The sequence below is a fragment of the Sphingobacterium sp. WM genome (genome assembly GCF_029542465.1).
GTDB classification, from domain to species: domain Bacteria; phylum Bacteroidota; class Bacteroidia; order Sphingobacteriales; family Sphingobacteriaceae; genus Sphingobacterium; species Sphingobacterium cellulitidis.
Map to the genome: position 1 here is coordinate 2373934 of NZ_CP120709.1, position 17965 is coordinate 2391898.

The following is a 17965-nucleotide window of genomic DNA, read 5'->3' on the forward strand; positions in this document are numbered from 1 at the left end:
AAAAATATGTTTACTGCATATATACTGTTTGGCTACATTTTTCAGCCAACCTTAAATCATGAGTTACAAAAATTACTATTTTATTTTTTGCTGAACTCAAAAGTCTCTCAATTAATAACTCTGCTGTTTTTTGGTCTAATGCTGAAGTTACTTCGTCAAATAACCAAATACTATTTTCTTTCATTAAAGCCCTTGCTAAAGCTATTCTCTGTGCCTGACCTTCAGACAATCCGTATCCAGACTCTCCAATCGTTGTATTTAACCCATCAGGTAAATCATAGACAAATTCAGAGCAGCTCTGATAAAGAACTTCATATAACTTCTCTGGAGATACATTTTCAGTATCTGTCAGGATGTTTTCTTTGATAGTTCCGGAAAATAATTTATCACCTTGCGGAACGTAAGCAATATTAATCCGATGATTAGGATTAATAGCAAACAATTCTGAATTAGTCCTTACTGATATTTCCCCTTTATTAGGTTGAATCAAGGCCAGAAGTAATCGAATTAATGTTGTTTTACCTTTACCACTTGAACCTATGATTGCTGTTGGTTCACCACGTTTCACACGCAGATTAAAATCATCAATCACCAAATTGTCTTCGTATTTAAAGCTTAAGTTTTTAATGATTAATTCTTCAGGATCTTTTATTAATTCTGGTTTGTATTCATCTTCAACTTCAGTTTGAAAAACTTCCTCAACACGTTCTACTGCAGTTCTAAATTTGATAAATACTGGGACAAAGCTCATTAATAACAATAGTGGACCTTGAATACGTCCCACTAATTGTAAAAATGCACTCATCATTCCAAAAGTTATTTCACCAGTTCTTAACTTGTACACCCCCCAAATAAAGGTGAGTAGAAATCCGATATTAATTAATAGCTTCAAAGAACTTTGCGAAATCGTTGAAAAATTCAACAATTTCATTTTTAAATCATAAATATTCGCTTGGCTTTCTTCTACTTTTTTCCATCTGAAATTTTGAAGTCCCAATGCTCTTAAACCCATCCTGAATCTTAAATTCTCTTGCACCACTTTTCCAAGGTTAGATTCTGCGGTTTTCAATGATCGGTTTATTGATCTTAATTTCTTAAAGTAAATTTTAGAAAAGATGAACAATGGAGAAATTGCCAATATCAAGAGAGCCAACATAGGATCCATTGACCACAATAACCCAAATGATGCTACTAACTTGATGATTGTTACTAAGAATGAAATCAGCGAAAAGCCGAGCATTTGTACAATTTCATTGGCATCGTTATTTATTCTGATTTGCATATCACCTGTATGCCAATTTTTAATAACCTTCCATCTAGATAGCATCTGGATTTTGATTAATTTATTTTGAAGTTGAATAAGCATCTTAGCTCTCGTCTTCTCATTAATCCATAATCCTATTGCTTTTACAATAAGTCCAAGAACGATAAATAATACGGTTAAAATTAAAGCTTGATCAACAGATCCTTTATTAGAATCTATTGCAAAGTCTATTGCTTGTTTTGACCATATCACGAAATATAAAGAACATGCAATCGCGATTAACTCAAGGATGAAAAATAAAATTAATTCACTTTTGTAATCCTTTGATTGCTCCCAAGCCCATTTAAGCTGATATTTTATTCCTGACAACAATATCCTATTTATTAAATCTTGAATAATATTGCATAATTGGAAACCATATAGCTTCTGACGGGGTTACTTGAACATATTTAATGAAACTCTTCCAAATTCGAGATTTCTTATTTGCTCTTTCTCCGGCCAGATAACTTTCCTTTTCAATAAAATTCTCGTTAAAAAAACCAAAGTTTCCGCCAATTAATATGTCTTCAACCATCCAGTCAGCATTTATCTTCAGATTAAAATCATAGGGAACATTTTCTTTATCCATCCCTAAATATTTAACCAATATGACGTGTAACACATCAACCCATTTTCTGATTCCTAGTTTCGAATAAATTCTTTTTAAGTCTTTATTTACTAATTCATTTCTGTAATGAGCGTAAATACGGGCAGAATCACATAATTGTCTAATCCCAATTCCATAGGATAATAAGTGTTTTAAAATATGTGAATTAGCTTGTACTATCGTCTCTATTGCAGAGGGTAACTTGATATTGCTGCTATTTAAATTTAATATAGTGTAATTATTAATTTCATCTTTATTTAGTTTAGCCAAAATACTTTCCTTAAATGGGTTATGAATATCAAACATTCTTTGATGATGCTCAATTTCAAATCCTTTATAAATATATCCTGCGCTAAAGCCTGGCATTGAGGAAATTTCTAATTCTTTTTTGTTAATAATTTCAAATGCTTTGTCATAACTAGCTTTTTCTCCAAAAAACAAATCAATGTCCCCACAAACTCTTCTCATTGGATTATCATAGCATTTTGCTAATCCTTGCCCTTTTAATATGACCGGTGATAATCCCTCTTTATTGAACATGAATAGCAATTTTTCAATTGCTTCATTCATCATTTCGTTACGTTGAACATGCTTTTCAACTCTCACTGCCCAACTTAATAACAGGCTCTTTGAAGGTTGTAAATGCGATTCTAATTTTTGGATTCCGTCAAATACAATACATTCTACGGTTTGACTTATACTAATTTTATATATTTCATCCCATTCTTGGTTAGTTAGTGGGAAAAATTCTTTATCTAAATTAGCATTTTTCCATAATCCAGCCTTAAGTAATAAAAAAAATATCTTTGTTATTTTGCTTTTTAACATTACTTTATCCGGCTATTAGACCTCCCTTTACGAATACTTGAACTAATTTTTTAGCATCTTGCTTTGCTAACTCCTCCTCGACCTCAAAATTCTCCAACAATAATTGACTTACTGTCTGTTCATCAAATTCTTTGTTTTGCAGTTCTTCCCAAAGAAAGGCAGCCGTTTCATTAAGGGTGAAAACTTTTGACATATCCAACATCTCCTGTCCTGGGTCAATAATCACAAAATCACCTCCTAATTTTCTCAGTTGTAAATCCTTTCTCAATTTCATATTAGTTCAATTTAAACTTACTAAATAGATACCTTAAAGGGCGTATATAATACCAGCATACCCCCATCTTCTTATTTATTTTCGAATTTATCTTTAAGGCTTTGTCTCCTCTTGATCCAGATAATACTGTTGCCAGGATATCTGCTTTCTCAATAGTTTCTATTTGATCTAAATTGCCGTCTCCCGCTAAATAATAGTGGTTAGAATCAATTCGAATCAGCCTGTGCAAAATAATTCGACCTTTATACCTTGCTAATATTATATCTCCTATATTAACATTGAAATTAATTGGTTGTTTGATAACAACTTGATCACCGTGTCTTAAAAAGGGAAGCATGCTGTTTCCAGCAACGTTGAACTTCACAGATTTACCGACTTTGAGGTCTTCAAGTATTATATCAAAAAATAACTGATTGGGAACCTTATAGCTCTTCAAGTGATTATTTTCATCCATAAATCAATATTTCCTAGGTTTATAAAAATTTAATTCAGCAAGTAAGTATAAGAACAATTAAACAAATCGAAGAAATTTTCTTAAACCGCTTTTTAAGGTATTTTTTTCTTTGTTTGCGCTAAATTATGAATTGGCTTATTTAGGCTAAAATCTTATTATATATTTGTAAACATTTATCTACCATTTTTTCCCGCGTAAAGTGCTCTAAATACCGTTTTTTAGCACCTTCTGACAAACTTTTATAGACCTCTTCTTCAGTCAAAATAGTTTGGAAAGAATCTGCTAATGCACGTTCATCGCTAATCTCAACAGTTAAGCCAGATAATCCATTTTGATTAACCCAACTCACTCCAGATTCCGGGATTCTAGTTGATACAACAGGCTTTCCATAACCCATTGCTTCAATTTGAACAATAGCAAATGCTTCGGTTTTTAATATTGAACTTAAACAAAATAAATCACAAGCTTGATAATAGGCTTTTACCTCTTCATCCGTCATGAATCCCAATAATTGAACTTTATTCCCTAAATCATTATCAGAAATAATTTTTTCTAACTCTTCTTTTAAAGGTCCTTTCCCTCCAATTATTATTTTATAATTATCATCTAAATATTTTGCAGATTTTATTAAATATTCATAACCCTTGTATTCCACCAATCTACCTAATGAAAAAATAATCTTTCTATTCAGATGTTTTTCTTTAATCCCATTTACTAAGGGAGAAAGATCTTCTTCCACATCAACACCAATTGGAATAAAATCTATTTTCGATTGGACATTTTTTAAAAACTTCGACTGTTCTACATAAACTGGTGTAGTTCCAACAATGATATCAGCTCTTTTAATTAACCAATTCTGCAAAGGTTTATAAAGCCTTAGAAGGGTCTTTTGTTTTAGAATATCGCTATGCCAATGTAAGACAACCTTTCCTTTGTAATTGGATAAAAATAAAGCCAATGTAGCCATTGGATCTGGGTGATGTATATGAATAATATCGTAGTTGTTTGCTATCTTTTTTAACCTAGTAATCATTTGAGGAGCCAACTTTGTTGCTGCAGCATTTATTTGAGTTGGCATTACAAATAGTGTAGCAAATTTATTCAAATGTATGGTTGCTGAAGGATGATCTTCCGTAGAAGCACATAACATATCGCAATGAATTCCTGCATTAGAAAGCCCTAGCATTAAATCATATTCAACTTTTTCAACACCACCACGGATCGGATAAAACTTCCCTAATTGTAAAACTCTCATATTATTAATAGGTTGTATGTCTTTATTTTAAAAGTATATTGAACAATTCCTCCCAATTTTCAGCTTTAGGTTCTTCTAAATATTTTATAGGTTGCTCATGCAAGGCTGAATAATCTCCTTGGATTAATTCAAACATATATTTTGCTAATTCAGATGGATTGTCGGGATTAAAATAAGCCGTTTTTTTACTTCCTTCTGCTGTTTCATGTGCATAAGGTAAGTCTGCTAACAACATTGGCTTTTCATATTTGCTAAACTCTGAAATAGGAAGCCCCCAAGATTCTACCTTTGAGGAATAGATTAGACAATCCGTTTTTGAGTATAATTCAAGCAGGGTATTTTTGGGAATAAAGCCAATAAAATCAATATTCTTTATATCCCCCCAATTGGAGTAAATCCAGTTGGCATATTTATTTTCAGTCCCTTTCAAGGTCAAAGAAACTTTAAAGTTTTTTACCTTATATTCAGTCAATAACAATTTGGATGCTTGACAGATAACCTCAAAATTCTTGTGGCTATTTGGCGAACCTGCAAATATAAAATGGAAATCATCATTGCTTGAGTGGTTAATTATTTCTACTTCATTGTCAACGATTTTAGGTCTAGAAACAATGATTTTTTTCGGATTGATATGAAACATTTTGCTTAATCCCTTTCTAAACCACTCTTGCTGAACTACTAAGTAATCATTTTTGTGAATATTAGTTTTATAAATCAGTTTTGTAAAAATGGCAAACAAAGCAATTTTGGGAGCAAAAATTAAGTCATGCTTTTTCCACTTATAAAAAGAGAATGAATTATGGCAATAAACAGCCCTTCTCTCAGAGATTACACTTGGACTGGTATCATGTAATGAAAACCATAAAAAAACAGGTCCTATTTCCTTTGAAATCTTTTTCATAGAAACATATTCATACCATAACCTATTGGTCCATCGTTTTTTTGGCCATTGGGTTTCTATATATTCAATATTTGGAAAATCAGTCAATTCCCTTTTATGTACTATTGCTACCACCCTGAAACCATTTCTCACAGCATAATCAGATAAAAACTTAAGGCAATCCTTTAGAATAGCAAGAGTACCAGCCTCAACTAAATTCACTGCGGAAATAACGATTGTTTTCATATTAATTTGCCAAGGTTTGGTTAAATAATTGAATCCATTTATTCATGACCACCTCTTCTGAAAAATTCTTTGACATCTCAAAAGAATTTCTCCCCATTTCATCCCTTAATTCTTTATCCCTGATAATATTGAGAATTTTATTAGCGACCCCTTCTTTATCACCTTCCTCTAATAAAAATCCATTTACGCCTTCTTTAATTATATCCCTTGGTCCACACTTACAAGCATATGACACCATTGGTAATCCTGCTGCTTGTCCTTCTAATAATGCCATTGGTAGGCCTTCATAGCGGGAGGTCATAACAATCAGAGAGCTTTCCGAATATTTTTTATCAATATCACGAACAGGTTCCCTTAAAAATACACTATCATTTAGTAATGAATGATCAATTAGCTGTTGTAAAGCGTCCTTTTCTGGACCTTTACCATATATATTCAATTGCCAATTAGGCTCTTTCTGATGAACGATCTTCCAAGATTCAATCAAATCCTCAAATCGTTTTTGATAGTCATATCTACCTACTGCAATTACTTTTTGAGAATCTAAACTGCTTTTCTCCTGAATTTGAAAACTATTCGCATTTGGAATTACAACAATATTGGGAATCTCTCCCCAATAGGCTTTATCCTCTTCAGTAAGCACAACAAATCTATCATACTCCTGTACAATTCTTAAATCTCTTTTGCTTCGAAACTGATCTATTAAACGCCAAATACCTGTTCTTCCATATTGCATTCTTTTAAATCTTGAAAAATGGATTTCGACTATTTTTTTGCTTCCATCATCAATTTTAGGCAACAAGTCTACTTCGTGATCAAATAATGAAATTGTGATATTAGGTTTGATTGATTTTAAATGTTCTTCTAGTTTTTTCTTATGCAAAGCTTGCTTTTTTGGATAAGCAAATAGCTTTTTAAGTAACCCGGAATTATTATTCTCTGTATAATTAATCCCTAGGTCTATTTGGTTGATGCGTGGATCTAAGTCAAAATAAGGTTTTCGGTTATCTTGATCTGAAGTTATGATAGTTACTTCAAACCCTAACTGAGCAAGGTAATTGGCCTTATTTGCCAATACTCGCTCCATCCCTCCTGAATTAAACGTACCTAGGATGCAATAAACTATTTTCATAAACTTCTTCTTCAACAGGTTCTTCAGCTGCATTTAATGAATCAATACAATAGAATACTGCATAGATAAAAAAGATATCCGTAGCTACTTTTAACCAGATTACAAATGTTAATACGAGGAGGATCATGAAAAACATCCAGTAGTTAGCGTGGCGTTTCATAAATACAATAGCATTAACAACAAATAACATGGCAAATACGGAGAATCCTATTAAACCAGAATAAAGTATAAATCGACAATATCCGATATCTGTACTGTAAACAAAATTGTCAAATAACCCAGTTCCGATAATCCAGGATTGTTGATCCTGCGGCCAAATCCACATCTCTCGATTCAATTTATCGGTTGAGTCAGTTCTCCATTCACCTTTTTCAACAAAATTGAAAAAGCCCTCGAAAGCAAAGCGCATCTGATCGTAGAACTCCTTATTTGTATTATAAAGATATACTGAAACAACAATGGCGACGACTAGGAATAAACCAAATAACAAACTCAGTTTACCCGAATATTTTTTAATGGCTTGTCGGAAAATTGATGATCCTACGACTAAGTATCCCAATGATGCACCAACTCCTAAAATTGTAGTTCTCGAAATAGCATTTCCAATAATTGCAATAAAGAAAAATGAAATCAATAACAAACTGATTGCTAAACCATTACTTCTGACCTTCTCATCGTTATTCAGGGTGGCAGTAATCATTAATAAGACAATGGTAAACCTTACACCAGCAGTATCAAGTGCGGCTCCAATACCATATAAACGTCCAACCTCTTCGAAGAACTCCTGTCCCTGCTGCACATGACTGTCAATAAATAATTTTACACTCGGAATATTGTCTATCAATAAAGCTGCAATACATTGGAAAAAGCATACTGCTGTAACATAGTAGGTTATTAAAGTAAAATCTAACTTACCATGGATAATTTTTATCATGGAACAAATCGCATATGCTCCAAAATACCAAACTGTAAAACTTAAAATATATGAGGCGTAGGCATAATCGGTAGTCATATTAATATCTGTTGAATAGTAACAGACAAAAGAAAATATTAAAGCTAAAATAACAGAAACTAAGAACCCTTTACTAACCCTAATTTCTTTTTCCTTTAACCAATTCATTCCGGCAAACATCACACCTAATACAGCCAAAATCATTTTGGTGTTTAAACTCGGCAATACGGTAAAAGCTATTGGAAATAGAAAAAAGCTCACCGCAAATCCTAGAGATATATAAAGTATTAAACGAATCATTCTGTAGATTAACTATTTATATAAAACACCATAAATTAAACGAATTACGACTTTATTATAAAGTTTGACCAACCAAAATTGTTTTTTAACAGCCGCTAACTGAAGTAATCGAGTCCTGATAGAAAGATCCACATTATCCATAACGTATTCATTGGATTCAGGAAACCAATTCAACCATTTCTTGTATTGTGCTGTATTTTCTGATATTAATAATGGTAGTTTAATATTTAATTTTAAATAATAAATCAAGTTACCCAACTTATCCGATAATTGACTACTTTTTAAATAATTTTCAACCTCTAAAACATTGGCAGTAACTTGTTCAATATGATTATCTGAATAGGTCTTTGTTAGTGATGATGTATTACTCTGACCATAATGATAAAAATGCTTATCTAAATATGCAACTTTTTTAGCACTATTAAAGAGCTTAATTGCAACCATTAAATCCTCCCCCATATTTTTTCCATCAAAAAATCTAATTTGATGATCTTGGAATAAGGAAGCTTTAAATAGAAATAACCATAAGTTCCACCTCATAGTTCCTTTCATCATTTTTTCAATTGCTTCAAAGGATGAATTGAAAGCTGGTTGAACCATTTTTCTTTCATTCTTCTCAAAAGTCAAGAACCAACTAAACCCTACAATATCTAAATCTTCTTCTAAAGCTTTATTAATGGATAATTCAATAGTATCATTCTCAATTGCATCATCCGCATCAATGAAATAAATATATTCTCCTCTTACAGCATTTAATCCGGTATTTCTTGCCGTTGCTACCCCTTTATTTACCTCATGACTGATAACTTCAATTTGTAAATCAGAACCAGCTTTATAATCTTCTAAGACTTGTAGGCTATTATCAGTACTTGCATCATTGATAAAAATTATCTGCAATTCTTTATAAGTCTGCGCACTTAACGAGTCCAAGCAAAGATGTAAGGTCTTTGCTGCATTATAAACAGGGACAATTATCGAAACTAAGGCTTTTCTTTTCATTTTCAAGTTACCACAAAACTAAGTTTTATTTACCTGAACAGCATGTAGAATTTTGTCCACAACATTGATAGACTTTGAATTAAATTTCCTCGCAAATAGTTTGTCAGAGTTAATCAAATATTCAAAATCCTCATCTGTCCAATCTCGAATTACATTATTTTCCCATCTTATTTCTCGCATGCATCCCCTACCTTCATCAGTTAAATCAAACAACTTATTTTTAAATACAGAATTCCAACAAATGGTTTGAACCACAATCTCATCACAACAAAAACTATTCTGATAAATCTTCAGAATATTAGCCTTCTCTTTTAAAATTAACTTCACTAATCCATCACTTATACTTAACCACTGTGTACCTTTTCTGAAACTAATTTTTCTATTCTTCTTATAACCGGTCAGTTCTTGTATTTTAATAGATCCTGCTCTTAATATTCGTTTTATTTGACTAGATATACTAGGTTCAGGTCGAAAGGATTCGCTAAATAGATGAATTCTTCTAACTTTTCTATCAATTTCATCTTTGATATCTCCAGTATAAAATCCAATAAACTCTTTCCCTTTATTTGCATTAAAAAAGTCATGAATATAATCCTGTGACTTTATCGGCATGTCAACCCCTGATAATAAATGATAATAATCATATGATTTTCTTTTGGATGCTGCTTCAAATAAATTGAGCTCTGCTTCCATTACTGTAACATCCCCCCATTTTACATCTACACGATTTTCAAGAATATATAGATTAGCATTTTGGACCTCCAAATCAGGTAAAACTTCAACCTTTGCATCAAAATGAACATAAATATCATTTCTTTTGTCATCAAGAGATTCTATCAATCTTCTTAAAATTTCAAATTCATTGTGCGCAAGAATTAGATAAGCATGTTTCATTATTTACTCTTTACTTTTTCCACTACCTGGTTAACTACTTTAATGTCGTTAGAACTAAATTTACGACCAAACAAAAAGTTCAAGCTGATTGCTTTTTCCACATCTTCTTCAGTTAAAAAACTAGCGTTTGCTGAACCAATATCTTGATACAATAATTTTTCTGAATACAATATTTTCCACTCTTTATTTGAATACTTCAACTCTGTTGGAATAAATAATTCATCCCCACACATGCTGTATCTGTACCTTTTCAAAATATTATTTTTACGACTAATAATATAATCTACAGCTTCAATTGTTATGCTAACCCAATTTGAGGCTTTGATGAATTTGCGATCCTTATTAATTCGACATCTGAAAAAGTTTTGAGCCATTATCCCAATCCGCCATGAAATTTGAGCATACTTACTTTTCTGAAAATTTTTCATACAAAGATTCATTCGATTTCCCTTCTGTTCAAGTTCACTTTCAGAGGAAATTATTGGGGAAAAAATTTGTTTTCCGGTAACTGATTTAAAAAATGAATGATACTCATCTTGGTTTACTAATGGTAAATGAACCCCAGAAATCAAATGATAATATTCATATGGCCCTGTGGTATTTGCTAATTCAAATAAAGCAAACTCAGATTCAATCTGAGAAACATTGCCCCAACGAACATCAATTCTATTGGAGTCACTTACAAAATATAATTTTGAATGCTTAGTGTTAATTTCAGGTATTTCTTTAACTTTTTTATCAATATGGATAAATATATCATTCCTGACATCATCTAATAAACTGACAAGTGTTTTTAGGATCTCAAATTCATGATGCGCAATAATCAAAAGTGCATGTTTCATGGATTATTTTTGATTTTTTATAAAGCTTTTAAAATTATCAATTCCTTCAGTATTAAAATATGACATCTTATGTGTAGTAGTATGACTTAATGCTTCTGGATAATCCATTAAATTTTTTACGCCATTAAATTTCGTTTGTAATATATGAGGATAAACATCACTAATAACAGAGCATTTATTGTCTTTTAGCGGACCATTTACTAATTCATTATAGAGAATTTGAAAGAAAAAATAATCTATAATTTCATTTTGGGTCTTCCAGTAAAATAAAATCAATTGAAGCATGTCTTTGATTAATGGATTACCGCGTTTTGCATAAATAATACTATTTAAGACCTTAACCTTAAATTTATCTCCCCAACCCCAATAATAAGAATAACTGTTTTCCCAAAATTTTTTATCTACTTCCTGCTCATCTCTTTGGTACATAAAATAAGGTAATTCTAACAATTTAGAATCTAATGAACCAGTTTGTAAAATCGTTGCATCTAACCAAACTCCTCCATAAGTATCCAATAATGCAAGTCTTAATAAATCCGAAAAAAAAGTCCGTTTGAATAGACCTGAATTTACTTTCTCTTGAACAAATTCTGGGAAATCAATGTATTCTGAATAATTTGTATCATCAAGACGAATTACCTGAAATTCGTCATTATGCTTATCAACCGAATTGAAACATATTTTCACAACCTCAGGAAGTGAATTATCTTGAACACCTTGACCCCAATACTGCCATATTATCTTTTGATCTTCAAATTCTTTTTTAGGAATTATATTAATCGGAATGATTTCTCTTGAATAATAGGAATCAATAATTGGTCGCCAAAATTGCGAAACTTCATGATGTTTTTTTATTATTTTAGTCTTTCTGATAGAGGACCAAATATTCTTTACAAACGGTATTTTTTTAACCTTTTCTAGCACATTCTTAAAGTTTAGTGGACGATAAGTCTTTTATTGAAACTTATAATTTTTTATATACCGAAAAACTTGAAGAGATTTTCCATATAAGCTTCCCAAAACTGGTGTTAAAATAACTTTGGCAAAAAATTCTAACTTTGGATTTCCTTTCCATAGTTTTTTATAAGTATCAGGCAAGGCTAAATAATAGCGCCACCATTCCTCAAATTTTATTGTTACTTCATTCCATGGCTTACCGCCCGTATAATGAATAGTTCCATGTTTTTGAACCTTAACCCAATCCGATTTTGAATATTTTCTTAAAAACTCAGTCTTATATTGCTGTAAAAAAAAGGTTCTAATACTATTATAAATTGGTGCTAATGCTAATACTCTGCCTTGGCAATATATATTTAATACATCTTGATCTGGAAATTGTAAATATGGTACCCTTAATCCTTCAATTAACTTTTCCGTTAGATTTTCAACTCGCATTTGCTTGAGATTCATGATCAAAAAACCCGAATTAAAATAAAATCCTGGTTCACATCCAATTTCTTTTAAATATGAAACTTGAAAATCAAGTGTTGCTTCATATACTGCAGCTAAATAACTATCCTTTAAATCCGTTTCGTAATACAACTTTCCCAAATCGTTCCGAATAATCACATCGCAATCTGTATAAATGACTTTATCATACCCTTTCAGAATATTTGGAAGTAATAGTCTATAAGATGCCGCAATGGTATATCTCTCATCTACATATACTCCGTCTAGAGCACCTTCCAAACTTATAAACCGAAAACTTAATCTATCCGGAGCAAAGCTTGTAAGTAACTCCTGCAAATGGACAGGTAATTCCTTGGTTAATAAGCAAATAATCTCAAACTTATATTTTGATTCTGAATTTTTTATTAAAGAAGATAAACAAGTTACTACAGGAACTACATAGTTCTCAGTAAATGCTACTACAATGGGAATTCTCATATTCATCGATAATAGTACCTTTTATTTTCTTAATATTTTATCCATCAAAAACCTAAAATACATAAATAGCTTATCCTTTCTTTTTAATAATTCACAGTTTTCAATATAACCTATTTTATTAATTGGCAAATGTTTAACAGCAACATTATAATAATCAAAAACGCATTTTGGATATAAATTTTCCCATTGAATTTTATTTAAGCATAATTGTTCCAACTCATTTTTTGGAGCTTTATATTGAATATCTCTCATCATGCGATACAATTTAGTAATAGCTTCAATTTTTGGTATATATTTCGTTTTATCACTTGATAAATGGATATCCGAAATCCTAAATTTGAACAACATTTCACTAGTATTCGCAAGTCCATTTCTGGCCATTTTCGCAGTACTTATAGTATCTGTTCCAAATGCAAAGGGTAATTTATCAAACTTTTCTTCTTGGATTACCTTGGTTTTAAACATATAATTCCCAATACAAACAAAGGGTACATTTCTAGCCCAACCATAAACGTATTCCATTTGACTACATAATTCCGGTAGGATCCCATCGATTTCTAATAAATCTCCAGCATCATTAATTAATGATATCCTAGATCTTATCAAGTCAACTTCGGGGTATTTCTGGATCAATTTAACACAACTCAATGTGAAATCAGGCTCATATATATCATCGTCTGCTGCCAGAACTAAATACTCCCCTTCTGCGTATGAAATACATTTATTCCATTGAACAACTAAATCTTTGCCCCCAATATTAACCTCATTCTTATAATATTTTATCCTTGGATCATTGTATCTCGACACAATCTCAAAGAGGTTTTCAGGAGAATTATCATCAACAATAATTAATTCTATATTAGGATAACTTTGGGTTAGTATACTTTCAATTGCAAGGTCTAGAAATTTGGCTTTATAAGCCGGAAGTACAAATGAAATTAACATATTACGCTTGTTTTCTGTTTATTATTTTTCCAGGAATTCCAACTACTGTGGCCCCTTCTTCTAAAATCGAACTTAACACAATAGTTCCAGCTCCAATTTTTACACGATTTGCGATAGTCAAATCACCTAAAATCTGTGCGCCCTGACCTATATCCACCTGGTCTCCAATAATAGGTAAACCAATCTCATCATTTCCCGCATTTCCAATACAACAATTCCCATGAATGGTACAATTTTTACCTATTCTTGCTTTCGGATTAATAATAACAGAACCGTAATGGGCTAAATGCAATCCCAGATCAAAACATCCAGCTGGAATAAAAAATCCTAACCTAGCCCCTAATACATTCTTTTTTCGGAAATAATAATATCTCAAAAATTTGTTTGGCTTATAAAACGTATAATACTCTTCTAGCCTTAAATATTTTAAAAATTTTTTAATATAAAATTGCTCAGGTCTTAAAATCCATTCAAGTAAATAATCCTTCGAAAAGAATTTATTTTTCTTTGTATTATCTGAATTTATATATGTTTTTAACTTCATTAGGACCTGATTTTAAGTTCAACTAATTACCTGAAATGACTTCTTTTACCACCTCCAAATATTGATGACCAAATTTTAAATCTGGCTCCAAATGATTTCCTTCTGCCCATTCATTCCATGATTTAATGAAAATGATCTTATTTTCATCATCATATTTAGACACTAATCTTTTTGCATTTTCTAATGCCTTTTTAAATAATTTAGGTGTTGAATTATGTAATATGAAACCATTTACACCACTCCTAGGGCTATTATCCCAATTCGGAATTACAGTCGGATAATATAAATTATTACCTGGGTTCTCATTAAAATCCTGAATCGCGTCTGAATAATTATATATCCTTGTCGGCTTTTTAAAAACCTTCTTATAGTACTTCGAAAGGCGACTAGTTTTAGCCCTTCTATAGAAATTAACGAAGGAATTTCTTGACCTTAAGTAACTATCTTTAGTATGAACTGCTGGAGTCATCGCATCAAATCCATTCGCCTTACTATCCCAATCAAAATCAACATTGGTTGCCACTAAATGAATTCCTGCTAAACCATTTTCTTCAGCTAGTTTTCTAAAAGTTTTAACAAACAATTCTAAGTCGGGGATCTGTTTTGGCTGATATACCATAAACAAAGGTTTTCCATCAACTTTAAAATATCTAGAATCCTTAAATGCTGGTAGTAAATAATGGAAGTGGCTGGTATAATCTTCAATGCCAGGGTAACATTGTTCCATTAAAGTATGTTTTGGATTACCATGCCATATTCCATTCCAACTTTCATTTGCCCATGCTAAGCAAAACGGAAAATCTGGTTTTCCACTTTCTAGAACCTCGTCAAATGGACGTTCTAATATCCTTTTTCCATTGCCAAACCAATAATGCCAATAACAAAATGCTGATATCCCATAATCCTTAGCCAAATTTGCCTGAGCCTCTCTCGTTTCAGGAACACGTAAGTCATAAAACCCTAAATCTGCTGGAACATGTGGTTGATAATGTCCAGGAAACATCGGCTTTGCTTTTGCAACATTAGTCCATTCTGTAAATCCCTTTCCCCACCATAAATCATTCTCAGGGATAGGATGGAATTGCGGTAAATAAAATGCTATAGTTTTTGTCATTGTTTATCTAAGTCGTGTTTTTTATTTATTACTAAAATATTTAATTATTTTTTCAATTTTATTAAAGTTAGTATTTTATTAAAAACTCTTCTTGGTAGATAGTGCATTTTAATAATATGGTTAAGTTCTGTTTCTATAGAGTCCCAATATATTGGGTAATGTTGTCTTAGATAAAATTCTCCCTCAAGACTTCTGTTCTTTTTATTAAATACTATAGTAGCCAACGCTTGAATATGTCTATTCAAAATAAACTCCTTAATGCCATTGGCTTGGAATTTAGACTCAAACTTAGAAACTAAATATTTCTCAGTACCGTATAAGCCCAATTCTCTCTCAATATTCTTTATAACATTTTTAGAATGTGAAGCACTTTCTTCCAGTATTCTATAAACAGATGTTGTATCCTCCAAAAAATGAACTTTTGAAGTGGCTAAGATAGAACAAAATATGAAAAATGATCCATCTGAAGTAATATGTTCATAATCGTAAATTTCAAAGAAAACTTTACTCCGCATTAACCAACTACATGGAGCCATATATCCGCGCCACTTTAAAAAACTCTCAAAATCTAAAAGTACAGGATAGCTATCAGTACCAATTACATTTTCTAGAAAATTCCCATCAACCTTTAAAATATTAACATTTGTAGATACTAAGCCTAAGCTTGAATCAGCTTCTAAAATATCAAATTGCTTTTGAATTTTCTTTGTATCTATCCAATAATCATCCCCTTCACAAAACGCGAGATATTTGCCTCTAACTTGTCTCAACAAGAAATTAAAGTTCTCCGTCATCCCTAGATTATCCTCCTGATTAAAATACCTAACAATGATATTTGAAGGGATGTTATTATTTGAAATGTATTCGGAAATAACCTCATCCGTTTTATCAGGAGATTTATCGTTCGAAATCAATAATTCAATCACACCGGAAAACTCTTGACTTTTAACTCCTTCAATTGCATCCCGAATGTAATTCTCATGACCATAGGTGATCATGACTACTGAAACATCAATTAATTGGTTCTCGTCTTCAATCATGACAAATATTTTAAACTAATTCATATTGATCTAACATATAATGAATCTCTTCTTTGGAGTTAAACATCAAAGCATCAATTATTGACAGATTTGGTTCAAATGATCGATAACTTTGTTTATAGTCCAAACCATTAAACTTGTGAAAAAACAACTCAACATCAGCCAAATCATACTTGGTCTTGTCAAAAAATGATTGTCCACCAATGGGATTAATATAGGTGAGTTTCTCACCTAAGCTCTTACAAATATTTAATGCCCATTCATCGGAATCTTGCGGCTCCTCGATGGTTAATCCCATTTCGGAAAAAATAGAAATCTCCTTTGGCATTTCTAAATACAAGCAGATCTCATTGAGAATGTGCTTATTTAACGAAGTAATATTGTCAAATTCTTTGGAAAAGGTTTGATTCAAAAAATTCATTACCAATTCATAATTAGGAGCAATTTTCTTGTAAATCTGAAATTGAGCTAGAATTTTATCTTTCCAAGGTTTAGAATTATCTAAGTTACAATCTTTGATTAAAGTAGACCTACCATTATCTTTCTTCAATGGTACTTGAATATACAACCATCCTTCCCGTTGTTTTAGGATTCTATTTCTTTCAATCCAGCCCTGTCTAATAAATTGAACTGAATCTAATAAAATAAAACTATCAGTATGTTTGATCAAACTGATATACCCTAAATATGGAAAGAAATAAGGTTGCATTATACCTATTTTCTTTCTAAGCATTATTACTTATTTTTTGAATTTAATATTAGTGTGAATTAACTTCAAACGTGATTTTTTGTTCTTTACTATTCGTATGATTTTGACTTTTTAAAGTCAATTATCATTCATTGTTTTAATTATTTTTCCTGGAACACCAACAACGGTACATCCATCGGGAATATTCTTATTAATAACTGATCCGGCGCCAACAACTACATGATGACCTATGCTAATATTTGGTAAGATGGTACAATTTGTCCCCAAAAAACTATATGAACCAATTTTACAATGTCCTGAGACAGCTACCCCTGGACATACTTCCACGAAATCCGAAATATTTACATCATGTCCAATGGAAACCATTTGATTCACTAAAACCCCATCTCCTATTATTACATCATTCGTTATTACGGAGTTTAGCATCACATTTACGCCTTTCCCCATCTGAACCCCAAACGACCCTACTCGACTTGTATTTGATATCAACGTGAATGCTTGCCCTCCTAACTCCTCAAAATTCCTATACACCATCCCTCGCAATTCTGGACCACCAATTCCTAAAATAAACCTAGCATCAATGTCCTTAAAATATTTCCCTGCTTCTTCCTTACTCCTTAAAATCTTAAATTCATTATATAACCTCACCGGCAAATCCGATGATATATCGTCATAAAACACTATCTCTTTCCTTTCAAAACTCTCTAAACAAACTTCTAAGACTTCTTTAGCTAAACCTTTTGCACCAAATATTAACATG

19 protein-coding genes are annotated in these 17965 nt (G+C 31.6%); all 19 read right to left on the bottom strand.

From position 1 onward, the window contains the following. Positions 1–10: 10 nt before the first annotated feature. Positions 11–1633 carry an ABC transporter ATP-binding protein gene (locus tag PZ892_RS10200; protein ID WP_277711019.1) on the bottom strand — a complete coding sequence of 541 codons (1623 nt, stop codon included), beginning with the start codon at positions 1631–1633 and terminating at the stop codon, positions 11–13. Positions 1634–1640: 7 nt separating this feature from the next. Further along, positions 1641–2738 carry a nucleotidyltransferase family protein gene (locus PZ892_RS10205; RefSeq protein WP_277711020.1) on the bottom strand — a complete coding sequence of 366 codons (1098 nt, stop codon included), beginning with the start codon at positions 2736–2738 and terminating at the stop codon, positions 1641–1643. 4 nt (positions 2739–2742) lie between these two features. Beyond that, a complete protein-coding gene (locus PZ892_RS10210) occupies positions 2743–3012 on the bottom strand; it encodes a PqqD family protein (RefSeq protein WP_277711021.1) in 270 nt (89 codons plus the stop codon). A 1-nt stretch (position 3013) separates the two neighbouring features. Further along, positions 3014–3466, bottom strand: coding sequence for a S24/S26 family peptidase (locus PZ892_RS10215; protein WP_277711022.1), 453 nt, complete (start codon positions 3464–3466; stop codon positions 3014–3016). Positions 3467–3605: 139 nt separating this feature from the next. Next, positions 3606–4721 (bottom strand): glycosyltransferase, encoded by a 1116-nt coding sequence (locus PZ892_RS10220; protein ID WP_277711023.1) that lies wholly within the window; start codon positions 4719–4721, stop codon positions 3606–3608. 22 nt (positions 4722–4743) lie between these two features. Continuing rightward, complete coding sequence (locus tag PZ892_RS10225; protein ID WP_277711024.1) at positions 4744–5847, bottom strand: glycosyltransferase; 1104 nt, start codon at positions 5845–5847, stop codon at positions 4744–4746. 1 nt (position 5848) lies between these two features. Then, the gene (locus tag PZ892_RS10230) at positions 5849–6979 is read right to left on the bottom strand and encodes a glycosyltransferase family 4 protein (protein ID WP_277711025.1); all 1131 of its coding nucleotides are present in this window, start codon (positions 6977–6979) and stop codon (positions 5849–5851) included. Then, positions 6945–8231 carry a hypothetical protein gene (locus PZ892_RS10235; protein ID WP_277711026.1) on the bottom strand — a complete coding sequence of 429 codons (1287 nt, stop codon included), beginning with the start codon at positions 8229–8231 and terminating at the stop codon, positions 6945–6947. The genes PZ892_RS10230 and PZ892_RS10235 overlap by 35 nt, the downstream gene beginning before the upstream one ends. A gap of 12 nt (positions 8232–8243) precedes the next feature. Beyond that, on the bottom strand, positions 8244–9230 hold the full coding sequence (locus PZ892_RS10240) for a glycosyltransferase family 2 protein (protein ID WP_277711027.1): 987 nt from the start codon (positions 9228–9230) through the stop codon (positions 8244–8246). 18 nt (positions 9231–9248) lie between these two features. After that, the gene (locus tag PZ892_RS10245; RefSeq protein WP_277711028.1) at positions 9249–10124 is read right to left on the bottom strand and encodes a beta-1,6-N-acetylglucosaminyltransferase; all 876 of its coding nucleotides are present in this window, start codon (positions 10122–10124) and stop codon (positions 9249–9251) included. Then, positions 10124–10951 (bottom strand): beta-1,6-N-acetylglucosaminyltransferase, encoded by an 828-nt coding sequence (locus PZ892_RS10250; protein ID WP_277711029.1) that lies wholly within the window; start codon positions 10949–10951, stop codon positions 10124–10126. Before PZ892_RS10250 ends, PZ892_RS10245 begins: the two co-directional genes overlap by 1 nt. A gap of 18 nt (positions 10952–10969) precedes the next feature. Further along, positions 10970–11890 carry a capsular polysaccharide synthesis protein gene (locus PZ892_RS10255; RefSeq protein ID WP_277711030.1) on the bottom strand — a complete coding sequence of 307 codons (921 nt, stop codon included), beginning with the start codon at positions 11888–11890 and terminating at the stop codon, positions 10970–10972. Between the two features lie 30 nt (positions 11891–11920). After that, entirely contained in the window at positions 11921–12859 is a 939-nt protein-coding gene (locus PZ892_RS10260; protein ID WP_277711031.1) for a glycosyltransferase family 8 protein, read from the bottom strand. Positions 12860–12874: 15 nt separating this feature from the next. Then, positions 12875–13798 carry a glycosyltransferase family 2 protein gene (locus PZ892_RS10265; protein WP_277711034.1) on the bottom strand — a complete coding sequence of 308 codons (924 nt, stop codon included), beginning with the start codon at positions 13796–13798 and terminating at the stop codon, positions 12875–12877. Between the two features lies 1 nt (position 13799). Beyond that, a complete protein-coding gene (locus PZ892_RS10270) occupies positions 13800–14342 on the bottom strand; it encodes a serine acetyltransferase (protein ID WP_094256714.1) in 543 nt (180 codons plus the stop codon). 22 nt (positions 14343–14364) lie between these two features. Next, the gene (locus tag PZ892_RS10275; protein ID WP_277711035.1) at positions 14365–15456 is read right to left on the bottom strand and encodes a glycoside hydrolase family 99-like domain-containing protein; all 1092 of its coding nucleotides are present in this window, start codon (positions 15454–15456) and stop codon (positions 14365–14367) included. Positions 15457–15500: 44 nt separating this feature from the next. Beyond that, the gene (locus PZ892_RS10280) at positions 15501–16496 is read right to left on the bottom strand and encodes a glycosyltransferase (protein WP_277711036.1); all 996 of its coding nucleotides are present in this window, start codon (positions 16494–16496) and stop codon (positions 15501–15503) included. Positions 16497–16506: 10 nt separating this feature from the next. Beyond that, positions 16507–17229: a WbqC family protein gene (locus PZ892_RS10285; RefSeq protein WP_277711038.1), complete on the bottom strand. Its 723-nt coding sequence runs from the start codon at positions 17227–17229 to the stop codon at positions 16507–16509. Positions 17230–17322: 93 nt separating this feature from the next. Then, on the bottom strand, positions 17323–17964 hold the full coding sequence (locus PZ892_RS10290; protein ID WP_277711040.1) for a NeuD/PglB/VioB family sugar acetyltransferase: 642 nt from the start codon (positions 17962–17964) through the stop codon (positions 17323–17325). Position 17965 lies beyond the last annotated feature (1 nt).